The organism is Prevotella sp. HMSC073D09, from assembly GCF_001814145.1.
GTDB lineage: Bacteria > Bacteroidota > Bacteroidia > Bacteroidales > Bacteroidaceae > Prevotella > Prevotella conceptionensis.
In genome coordinates this window covers 24454-35081 of sequence record NZ_KV815111.1, presented here as the reverse complement: position 1 = coordinate 35081, position 10628 = coordinate 24454, and the positions used below count along the sequence as shown (strand labels likewise).

The following is a 10628-nucleotide window of genomic DNA, read 5'->3' as shown; positions in this document are numbered from 1 at the left end:
TTTTCGCTAGAACGGAGCGAAAATTAGAGCGGTGATGTAAAATAAAAGATAACGATTTAAGTTTTGAGTTGATGATTTTTTGAGTTGATGAGTTTGTGAATTGTGGAGTTTGTGAATTGTTGAGTTTGTGAATGGATGTCTTCGGGAGTTGTTGGGCTTTTGTGAGTTTATAAGCCAGTGAGTTGGCTTATCCTGTACACCTCTCAATTTGTAGAAATATTGAAGGTCAAGACGACTTCATTGATATAGGTTAAGATTGTGCACGTTTTAACGCAATTTGCATAGCGAAGGGTGTTTTTTTGTTGGCTTGTTTGCCGTTATTTCATTGTAATGCACTACTTTTGTAGGTCGCAGCTGGCACTTGTTTGTTACATCGCCTGCTGGCGACAAACAAAATGATAACAATACAAACATTTAAGAATATGAAAAAGATTAGAGCGGCCGTAGTGGGCTATGGCAACATTGGGCAATATACATTGCAGACGTTGGAGGTGGCTCCCGACTTTGAAGTGGCTGGTGTTGTAAGGCGACAAGGGGCTAAGGAAAGGCCGATGGAGTTGGAAAAGTACAACGTGGTGAGCGACATTGCCGAACTACATGATGTGGATGTGGCTATCTTGGCTTTGCCAACGCGCGAGTGTCCGACATACGCAAAGAAGTATTTGGCTATGGGAATAAACACGGTAGATAGCTTTGACATTCACACGAACATAGTGAACTATCGTGCGGAACTGATGCCTGTGTGTAAGGAGCATGGCCGAGTGAGCGTTATTTCGGCAGGATGGGACCCGGGGTCAGACTCTATCGTGCGCATGTTGATGCAGAGTTTGGCACCCAAAGGCTTGTCGTACACCAACTTCGGACCTGGCATGAGCATGGGACACAGCGTGTGCGTGCGCAGTAAGAAGGGGGTTAAGAATGCGCTTTCGATGACTATCCCTCTGGGCGAAGGCATTCATCGCAGGATGGTTTATGTGGAATTGGAGGATGGCGCACGACTTGAAGATGTGGCCGCAGAGGTAAAGGCCGACCCGTATTTCGCTAACGACGAGACGCATGTGTTTGCAGTGAAGTCTGTAGACGAGGTTCGCGACATGGGTCATGGCGTTCATTTGGTGCGCAAAGGCGTTAGCGGAAAGACCCAAAACCAGCATTTCTCTTTTGATATGAGTATCAACAACCCGGCACTAACGGCTCAGGTGCTGGTTAATGTGGCTCGCGCCTCCATGCGTTTGCAGCCTGGATGCTATACTATGGTTGAGATTCCTGTTATTGATATGCTGCCTGGGGATAGGGAAGAGTTGATTGGACAGATGGTTTAAAGGTGAAAGAGTGAAAAGGTGAAAGGGTGAAAAGGTAAAAAAATAGCCTTGTTTGCCCATCGAAAATAAAAAGGACGTGTTACCATTCGTTGGTAGCATGTCCTTTTTTGTTGTTGCAGATCAAGAGGGTGGACTGCAACAAATAAATGTTAGCACCAGTGCTTCTATTCTTCTTTTGTAGGATGTTGCCCTCGCTTAGGAAACCGTTTCACCATTTTATCGAAATCACTTTCGAGCCGTGCCATTTCCCTTTGACGGTAGATGGCAAATTCTCGTTCAGCCTTTTCTATCGCTTCGTTGTGTGATATATGGCCTTTCCCTTCCAACACAGTGCGTTGCAGGGATAGAATTTGGTTGTCAAGAGCGGTTATCCAGTCTACCATTCGCATGGGATGTTCATCAAGTGCCTGAAATTCGGCAAAGTCTAGGAATTGCGATACGAGTAGGTTAAGTCGTTGCAGCTCTTTTTGCGTGAGATAGTTCTTGGCAATCTTCACATCGTCTTTCGTGATATAGTCGCCCTTGAAGTTGGTCATGCCTACTAGAGGTTTGTCGCTATCAACCCGATCGAAGATGATTTCCGCGGCGGTGTGTTCGTGTACGGCGTAGTGAAGTTTGTTTTGCACCGTGGCGAAGAACGTATGTGTGAGCTCGGTACGTGGGTCGTAGTCCACCGAAGTTGCGTAAATGTCCGTCACCTGCTGATAGAAGTTACGCTCCGAAGCACGGATGTCGCGGATGCGTTGTAACAATTCACGGAAGTAACGGTTACCCCCTTGCATCAGTCGGTCGTCATCCATGGAAAAGCCCTTTTGTATATATTCATGTAGTCGTTCGGTTGCCCATCGACGAAAGCGGGTTGCAACTTGTGATTGCACTCTGTAACCCAGGGCTATAATCATGTCTAGGTTGTAATGGTCGATGTTGCGCTGTACGGTTCTACCGCCTTCTTGTCGAACTAACAAGTATTTCTTGTGAGTTGCCGTCTCCTTCAATTCTGCATCAGCATAGACGTTCTTGATATGTAGGGCGATGTTTTGTTGTGTTGTGTCGTAAATGTCCGCCAATTGCCCTTGTGTGAGCCATACGTCTTCATCGGCAAAGCGCACATTCACTTTCACCAAGCCGTTGTCGTCTTGGTAGATGATGAGGTGGTTGTTGGCTTTTTTATCTTTCATTGGTTTTGTTGTTATGGTGGTTCTATGAATATATGGTACGAATCATCTTTTTATTGGCAAACATGTCCTTTTTATTACTCAGAGTTGCTTATGCTTGAATGTGAATAGAGCGTGCAATATTCTTTAAACAGACTGTTACAATGAAGGTGCGTGTCACCTACAAATGGCAACACGCACCTTTAAAAATACTATGCGCTGAGTCCCCATGATGCAATTTATCAAGAAATGAAATGCATTATGCCTCATCTCCCATGGAGAGCGGCACAGGGGGTAAGACCGTGTTTCCTCTTCCCCACTAAGTGTCGGAGAGATGAAACCAGGTTGTTCTTTTCCCATCGAGTTGGGACAGAACAGGCATGTCGCTCCTCATTCGCCATGAAGCGAAGTTGTGAATGAGGAATGCTTTCTACCGCGATTTATAGTATTCCAAATCTTCAACTTTGAAGTTTTCGATGAAGGCATGGTTTCCTATAACGGCTTCTTCTGTCATGCGAACATACACGTTTGCGCTCTTTTCGAAGAGTTCGGGAGCTTTTGATGCGTCGGCAATGATGAGCAACGACATGAAAATCTCGGCAGTCATCTCGTAAAGGCGACGTGCCAGGAAGTCTTGCCTGTCTTGGTTGCCGCACTCTTTCACGTTGTTTACGCTCTCTTCGTAACGTTCTACCAACTTGGCCACACGCTCTTTAAGTGGCTGTAAGTTCTCGGCCACCTCGTCTTCGAGCATCTCTTTTATGATGCCGAGGTAAGTTCCGTTGGTGATATAGCGAATGGCGGCCACCACTTGCAGCTGCGTTGTGCCCTCGTATATAGAGAATATGCGCGCATCGCGATAGAGGCGTTGGCTCTTATACTCCATGATGAAGCCCGAACCGCCATGAATTTGTATGGCATCGTAGGCGTTTTGGTTGGCGTATTCAGAGTTCATACCCTTTGCCAACGGCGTAAAGGCATCGGCCAAACGCATGTATTTCTTTTGTTCGGCGCGTTCTTCGGGGGTAAGTTTGCGTTCGCGTGCGATGTCGTCGAGTGCTTTGTAGATGTCTACATAGCGCGCCGTTTGGTAGAGAATGCTACGTCCTGCATCCAATTTGGCCTTCATGCGCGAGAGCATGTCGTACACGGCAGGGAAGTCGATGATGTTTGTTTCAAACTGTCTACGTTCGCGAGCGTAATTCAATCCTTCGGTATAGGCGGCCTGCGACACACCAACGCTCTGTGCGGCGATACCCAAACGGGCACCGTTCATCAATGCCATAACGTACTTGATTAGGCCCAAACGCGTTTCGCCACATAGTTCGGCCTTTGCGTTTTTGTACACCAACTCGCACGTTGGCGAGCCATGTATGCCCAGTTTGTTTTCTATATGGCGCACGGTAACGCCGCCTTGACGCTTGTCGTAGATAAACATCGACAGTCCGCGACCGTCTTTCGTGCCCTCCTCAGAGCGCGCTAAGACCAAGTGGATGTCGGAATCGCCATTGGTGATGAAGCGTTTTACGCCATTGATAAGCCAGCATCCGTCTTTCTCCGAGTAGGTGGCCTTGAGCATTACACTCTGCAAGTCGCTGCCTGCATCGGGTTCGGTGAGGTCCATCGACATCGTTTCGCCTTGACAAACGCGCGGAATGTACTTCTTGCGCTGCTCTTCGTTGCCGAATTCGTACAGCGTTTCGATGCAGTCTTGCAAGCTCCAGATGTTTTGGAAACCCGCATCGGCCGTCGCCATCATTTCAGATGCCATAGAATAAGGCGTTATTGGCAGGTTCAAACCTCCGTAACGGCGTGGCATGGAGATGCCCCACAGGCCTGCTTTGCGCGTGGCGTCGAGGTTTTCGAACGTTTTCGAGGCATACACCATGCGTCCGTCAACGAGGTGCGGACCCTCTTCGTCAACCGATTCGCTGTTTGGTTCGATAACGTTGGCGGTGATGTCGCCCGTTATTTCCAACAGTTGCTTATAGTTTTCGATGGCGTCGTCGTAGTCAACGGGTGCGTCATCGTATTTATCTTTATCTTCAAAGTTGCGCTCTTTCAGCTCAACAATTCTTTTCATCAGCGGGTGATGAAGGTGGAACTCCAACTCGGGAGAGTCCGAAAAGTAATTTGCCATAATCTTTTAAAAAGGAGTAAGGAGAAAAGGAGTAAAGGTAGTAAGTTAGGAGGTGTTGCCCTTTGTCTATGGCATACGCTCCTTTACGCCTTTATAATAGGCGTTCAATAGTTTACTTGTTTCCTCGATACTCGTTGTTAATAAGTCATACGTTTCAATATCGATATAGCAAAGGTCTTTTGAAAGCAGGATGTAGTAGCGACATTCTTCAAGGCTGCCTTGGGCGAAGTTAAGAAAACGCAGTTTGTCTGCCTTCCCATCTCTTCTATATCCCTCGGCAATGTTGGCGGGAATAGATACTGCCGCCCTTTGGAATTGAGAACACAAGCCGAACAACTCGAACTTAGGATAACTCTTCGTTGCTTGATATACTAGTACAACAAAGCTGTGTGCCTTTTGCCAAACAATAAGATCCTTAAAACTTCGTGTCATCGCAAAGCATTCTCCGCTTACTACTTTACTACTTACAACCTTACTACTTATTCTTATAATACTTAATCAGCTTCGGCACCACCTCTTCTACCGTACCCACGATAACATAGTCTGCAATTTTGTTGATGGGTGCATCGGGGTTGGTGTTGATAGAGATGATGATGCCGCTGTCTTGCATGCCGGCGATGTGTTGTATCTGTCCAGAGATGCCGCAAGCGATGTAAACCTTGGGATGAACGGTAACGCCCGTCTGTCCAATCTGCCTATCGTGGTCGGCCCAGCCAGCATCAACGGCGGCCCTACTTGCTCCCACCTCGCCATGTAGCTCCTTGGCCAGTTTGAAAAGCAGGTCGAAACCCTCCTTGCTGCCTACGCCATAGCCGCCGGCCACAACGATGGGCGAGCCTTTGAGGTTGTGTTTAGCCTCTTCAACGTGACGGTCGAGCACCTTTACCACATAACTTTCGGGTTGTACGTACTGTGCAACGTCGGGATAAACGGTTTCTCCCTTGTAGTTGTTGTCCAACACCTTCTTTTGCATCACGCCACTCCTCACGGTTGCCATTTGTGGCCTGTGGTCGGGGTTGACAATCGTTGCAACGATGTTTCCACCGAAGGCGGGACGAATTTGGTAAAGCAGCTTATCGTAATGCTTGCCTGCTTTCTTGTCGTCATAGTCGCCAATCTCCAGCTGGGTGCAGTCGGCGGTAAGGCCGCTGGTAAGCGACGACGACACGCGCGGTCCCAAATCGCGACCGATAACGGTTGCACCCATCAGGCAGATTTGCGGTTTCTCTTGTTTGAAGAGGTTCACGAGGATGTCGGTATGTGGTGCAGACGTGTAGGGAAACAGGCCCTCGGCATCAAATACGAAGAGCTTATCTACGCCGTAAGGCAGAATTTGGCCTTCGACATGGCCTTTAATTCCCGTGCCTGCAACTACGGCATGCAGCTGCACACCCAGCTCGTTGGCCAGGCTGCGCCCTTTGGTTAGCAATTCTTGAGACACTTCGGCCACCGTCGTGTCTTCTATTTCGCAATATACAAATACGTTGTTCATGTTTGTTCTTTAATTTAAGAAGGAGATGTTTTTTGAGGAGTTAAGGAGTTATGTAGTTAAGGAGTTAAGCCAAATGCTTTGCGGCTTTCTTCAAAAGCACAGGATTTTAGACAGAAGAACATAAGGACATAAGGTAAGGCATAAACAGCATAATGGCTTTTGATGGCGTAGCATCTTTTCATCCTTTCACCTTTAAAAGCTCTTTTCTTCTTTTAATTCGCAAGGCATATCACTCCCCTCTCCACTTGGAGAGGGGTTGTGGGTGAGGCTTCTCTTTCACTTTACTTCCCCTTATCCGATAATCTTTTCGTCCAACAATTCTTTCATCATCGCCTCGATGTCGGCGTCTGCGGCCGTTAGCGTCTTGCTTTCCTTGGCTTGGAACACGATGTTTTGCACGCTCTTCACTTTTGTGGGCGACCCGCTAAGTCCGCATTGGGCTGCATCTCCGTCCACATCGGCCACGCTCCATTGGTTGAGCGTGAGGTAAGGGCGCAGCTCGAACAGTTCGGGATGCGGCTCTTTGCCGTTGCGCTCCATGGGGCAACGTGCGTTTTTGTACTTCATCACCAGCTTAGCGTTGCAAGGACGGCATGGGGCAGCACTTCCGTTAACCGTCACCACGCAAGGCATGGGTGCCTCAACCGTTTCAACACCACCGTCGATATGTCGGCGAATGGTTAGCTTTCCATCCTCAACTTTCAGTATCTCTTCGGCGTATGTAACCTGGTTAAGGCCCAATTTCTGTGCCACCTGCGGTCCTACTTGTGCCGTATCGCCGTCAATGGCCTGTCGTCCGCCGATAACGATGTCCACATCGCCAATCTTTTTGATGGCAGTAGCCAAGGCGTAGGATGTGGCCAGCGTGTCGGCACCGGCGAAAAGCTTGTCGGTGAGCAGCCAACCCGTGTCTGCTCCGCGGTAAAGTCCTTGTCTGATGATTTCACCTGCACGTGGAGGACCCATCGTCAGCACGCCAACGGTAGAGCCAGGGTGCTGTTCTTTAAGGCGCAGAGCCTGTTCCAATGCGTTTAAGTCTTCTGGATTAAAGATTGCGGGCAAGGCTGCGCGGTTCACCGTGCCTTCTGCCGTCATGGCATCTTTGCCCACGTTTCTCGTGTCTGGTACTTGTTTGGCAAGTACAACGATTTTCAAACTCATAGATTTTATAGTAATATAATGTGATTTCTGCTTGTAAAAGTACACTTTTTTTGCTTTATGGCAAAAGAAATGAAACGAAAAAAACGTAAGAGGGGCTGTGTGTTGCAGCTTAATCGGTGTCGTTAAGTGCTTTAAGGGGGGAGCGATTGTCGGCGTTGGCAGCCAGTGGAAGCGTGTCGGCGCGTGTAATGTTGGTACGTGTCTTACGCGCGCGCGTATATTAATAAGGTGTGTTCCATAAATCCCCCTTTACATGTTATACACGCTGTAAGGAACTTATAGAACACACCTAAGGAGATTATGCGGCCTTATTTATGCCCTTGGCGAATGATGCTCACCACTTCTACGGTGTAAACCAGCGTAGAGTAAGGGGGCACAGATACTGTTTTGCTTAGCGAAGGAGCAATGGTTCCGCTCCCTGTTGCCGAGCCAAAGCCCAGTTGGTAAGGCACGTACACGCGCCACTTGGCACCTACGGGCATGTTTTGCAATGCCGTTTGCAGACCTGGCGCAACCGAACTTACCGCCAGCTTGGCGGCGTTGGCCGTGGTGTTGTCGTCACTTCCTACATAGGTTTGGTGGAAAACCTTGCCTTTGGGATAGCCAGGCGAGGCTTTAAGTCGACCTTGAAGTATCACGCGCACCGTGTCGTTCTGAAATGCGCGGTCGCTCCCTTCGCCCGCATTGATTACTTCTGCGGCCACGTTGTCGGTTTTGTTTTTCACTGCCTCGCTAGGTAGCGTGATGCTAGGAATAACTTGCCATTGGGCGGTATTGGCCTTCGCCACATTATATATGCTGTCGAAATAGGCCTCGTTAGCGGCTTGCCAGTTGGGGAAGTCGTCGGTGGCGTTGTCTGTTTCGCTGCATGCGGTGAAGGCAAAGGCCATCCATGCGGCCGCGGCCATCAATAAAAAGCTTTTTCTCGTCATGGTTATTGCAGTTTTTTGAGCAAGGTGGTGATGCTCACTTTGTCTTCAATGATGCTGTCTAGTTGGTCTATGTTCACGCGTTCTTGCTGCATGTTGTCGCGAAAACGCAACGTAACGCAGTTGTCGGTCAGCGTGTCGTGGTCAACTGTTACGCAGTAAGGCGTACCAATGGCGTCTTGTCTGCGATAGCGTTTGCCGATAGTGTCCTTTTCGTCGTAATGCGTGTTGAACTTGAATTTCAGCGCGTTCACTATCTCGCGAGCCTTTTCGGGCAGCCCGTCTTTCTTCACCAACGGCAGCACGGCCAACTTAACGGGGGCCAGTGCAGCAGGCAATTTCAGTACGGTGCGTGTTTCGCCGTTCTCCAACTTCTCTTCTTCAAAGGCGTGGCACATCACCGAAAGGAACATGCGGTCTACGCCGATACTGGTCTCGATAACGTAGGGCGTGTAGCTTTCGTTGGTTTGTGGGTCGAAGTATTTGATGCTCTTGCCCGAGAATTTCTCGTGTTGCGACAGGTCGAAGTTGGTACGCGAGTGTATGCCTTCCACCTCTTTGAAACCGAAGGGCATGCGGAACTCGATGTCGGATGCGGCGTTGGCATAGTGCGCCAGCTTTTCGTGGTCGTGGAAACGATAGTTCTCAGCACCAAATCCCAATGCCTGATGCCATTTCATACGCGTTTCTTTCCACTTGTGGAACCAATCTAGCTCGGTGCCGGGCGTAACGAAGAACTGCATTTCCATTTGCTCGAACTCGCGCATGCGGAAGATAAATTGGCGCGCCACAATTTCGTTTCTGAATGCCTTTCCTATCTGCGCGATGCCAAAAGGCACTTTCATGCGGCCCGTTTTTTGCACGTTCAGGTAGTTAACAAAGATGCCCTGTGCCGTTTCGGGGCGCAGATAAATCTTGCTGGCGGCATCAGACAGCGAACCCATTTCGGTAGAGAACATCAGGTTGAACTGGCGAACGTCGGTCCAATTCTTTGTTCCGCTGATGGGGTCTACAATCTCCTCGTCCAGGATAATCTGTTTCAACTCTTCCAAGTTAGGGCCTTGCATGGCCTGTGCATAGCGTTCGTGCAGTGCGTCGCGCTTGGCTTGGTGTTCCAAAACACGCGGATTGGTTTGGCGGAACATGGCCTCGTCGAAGCTGTCGCCGAACTTCTTGGCGGCCTTAGCCACCTCTTTGTCTATCTTTTCCTCGTATTTGGCAATTTGGTCTTCTATCAGCACGTCGGCACGATAGCGTTTTTTAGAGTCGCGGTTGTCGATAAGTGGGTCGTTGAAAGCGTCCACGTGTCCGCTTGCTTTCCAGATGGTTGGGTGCATAAAGATGGCCGAGTCGATGCCCACGATGTTCTCGTGCAGCAGCACCATGCTTTTCCACCAATACTCCTTAATGTTGTTTTTCAGTTCAACGCCGTTTTGTCCGTAGTCGTAAACGGCTCCCAGCCCATCGTAAATGTCGCTGCTGGGGAACACGAACCCATATTCTTTGCAGTGCGAAACTATTTTCTTGAAAACGTCTTCTTGTGCCATTGTCTTTTTCTTATTTACTTATTTGTGGCACAAAGTTACACATTATTTCTGATAGAAGGCGAACTGGGGCGTTAAAATCAGCGTTTTAGGTGGGGGTAAACAACAATGATGGGGTTGTTCGGATATTGGTGTTGCGAGAAAAACACTGTGTGAGGAGAAGGAAACAAGGTGCTTAAAAACATCCCATTCACGATGCGAGGTGCACGAAAACAGAGCCCAAAGAAAAGAAGTTGTCTTGACTTTTAATATTTCTATAAATTGAGAGGAGTTTGTTATCTTTGTGCTGTAAAACACACAGATAAGCACTCCTCTCGCATACGAAGTGCAGGACAAATCAACTCACTGTATTATAAACTCACGAAAACCCTACAACTCCCGAACACATCAACTCATCAACTTACAAACCCAAGAGCCCATAAACTTATCAACTCAAAAACTCATAACCTCACCAACTCACCAACTCAAAATCTTAAATCGTTATTATTTATTTTACAATATTACTCCAATTTTCACTCTGTTCTAGCGAAATTTTAGGTTAAAAAGTAGGTAAAAAGTCGCTTTTTCTAGTGTTTCGCGCCTTTTGTTTTGTCAATTTTTAGGCTCGGAACGTGCGTTTAGCACCATTTAGCCTTTCTAGTTTGCTTGCCAACTCGTATTTTTCAACCCCAAATTACGCACTTTTAGCCCCTAAAACCCCACTTTTTGATAGGATTTTTGCCCCTTTGAGGCATGTTTTTCATGGTTCTAGGAGGTTTTGTTTATGCAATTGCAGTGGATTTTTATGCTTTTCGTCTTGCATTTAGCGGCATTTTGTCTCGCGTTTAGCACCAAAATGCCTTGCATTTAGCGGCATTTTACCTTGCATTTAGCACCAAAACGCACT

At 48.1% G+C, this 10628-nt stretch carries 8 protein-coding genes; 1 reads left to right on the top strand and 7 read right to left on the bottom strand.

The window, feature by feature from the left end; all coding sequences use genetic code 11:
* The first annotated feature begins 422 nt into the window (after positions 1 to 422).
* Positions 423 to 1322: a diaminopimelate dehydrogenase gene (locus tag HMPREF2955_RS09950; RefSeq protein ID WP_070723153.1), complete on the top strand. Its 900-nt coding sequence runs from the start codon at positions 423 to 425 to the stop codon at positions 1320 to 1322.
* A 164-nt stretch (positions 1323 to 1486) separates the two neighbouring features.
* On the opposite strand, the gene HMPREF2955_RS09945 is transcribed toward HMPREF2955_RS09950, so the two are convergent.
* From HMPREF2955_RS09945 to HMPREF2955_RS09915, 7 genes are all read right to left on the bottom strand, one after another.
* A complete protein-coding gene (locus tag HMPREF2955_RS09945) occupies positions 1487 to 2500 on the bottom strand; it encodes a virulence RhuM family protein (protein ID WP_070723146.1) in 1014 nt (337 codons plus the stop codon).
* Between the two features lie 406 nt (positions 2501 to 2906).
* Entirely contained in the window at positions 2907 to 4616 is a 1710-nt protein-coding gene (locus tag HMPREF2955_RS09940; RefSeq protein WP_070723143.1) for an acyl-CoA dehydrogenase family protein, read from the bottom strand.
* Positions 4617 to 4682: 66 nt separating this feature from the next.
* Positions 4683 to 5048 carry a four helix bundle protein gene (locus HMPREF2955_RS09935; RefSeq protein WP_070723140.1) on the bottom strand — a complete coding sequence of 122 codons (366 nt, stop codon included), beginning with the start codon at positions 5046 to 5048 and terminating at the stop codon, positions 4683 to 4685.
* Between the two features lie 43 nt (positions 5049 to 5091).
* Positions 5092 to 6108 carry an electron transfer flavoprotein subunit alpha/FixB family protein gene (locus tag HMPREF2955_RS09930; protein WP_070723137.1) on the bottom strand — a complete coding sequence of 339 codons (1017 nt, stop codon included), beginning with the start codon at positions 6106 to 6108 and terminating at the stop codon, positions 5092 to 5094.
* A 291-nt stretch (positions 6109 to 6399) separates the two neighbouring features.
* A complete protein-coding gene (locus HMPREF2955_RS09925; RefSeq protein ID WP_018968067.1) occupies positions 6400 to 7269 on the bottom strand; it encodes an electron transfer flavoprotein subunit beta/FixA family protein in 870 nt (289 codons plus the stop codon).
* A gap of 308 nt (positions 7270 to 7577) precedes the next feature.
* Complete coding sequence (locus HMPREF2955_RS09920) at positions 7578 to 8201, bottom strand: BamJ family beta-barrel-assembly machinery protein (RefSeq protein ID WP_070723132.1); 624 nt, start codon at positions 8199 to 8201, stop codon at positions 7578 to 7580.
* A gap of 2 nt (positions 8202 to 8203) precedes the next feature.
* Complete coding sequence (locus HMPREF2955_RS09915; RefSeq protein ID WP_070723129.1) at positions 8204 to 9745, bottom strand: glycine--tRNA ligase; 1542 nt, start codon at positions 9743 to 9745, stop codon at positions 8204 to 8206.
* Between the last annotated feature and the right edge of the window lie 883 nt (positions 9746 to 10628).

Excerpts from the sequence above, each read along its gene's own strand:
- HMPREF2955_RS09945 (WP_070723146.1), bottom strand. The coding sequence starts at position 2,500 with ATGAAAGATAAAAAAGCCAACAACCACCTCATCATCTACCAAGACGAC.
- HMPREF2955_RS09930 (WP_070723137.1), bottom strand. The coding sequence starts at position 6,108 with ATGAACAACGTATTTGTATATTGCGAAATAGAAGACACGACGGTGGCC.
- HMPREF2955_RS09925 (WP_018968067.1), bottom strand. The coding sequence starts at position 7,269 with ATGAGTTTGAAAATCGTTGTACTTGCCAAACAAGTACCAGACACGAGA.
- HMPREF2955_RS09920 (WP_070723132.1), bottom strand. The coding sequence starts at position 8,201 with ATGACGAGAAAAAGCTTTTTATTGATGGCCGCGGCCGCATGGATGGCC.
- HMPREF2955_RS09935 (WP_070723140.1), bottom strand. The coding sequence starts at position 5,048 with ATGACACGAAGTTTTAAGGATCTTATTGTTTGGCAAAAGGCACACAGC.
- HMPREF2955_RS09950 (WP_070723153.1), top strand. The coding sequence starts at position 423 with ATGAAAAAGATTAGAGCGGCCGTAGTGGGCTATGGCAACATTGGGCAA.
- HMPREF2955_RS09915 (WP_070723129.1), bottom strand. The coding sequence starts at position 9,745 with ATGGCACAAGAAGACGTTTTCAAGAAAATAGTTTCGCACTGCAAAGAA.
- HMPREF2955_RS09940 (WP_070723143.1), bottom strand. The coding sequence starts at position 4,616 with ATGGCAAATTACTTTTCGGACTCTCCCGAGTTGGAGTTCCACCTTCAT.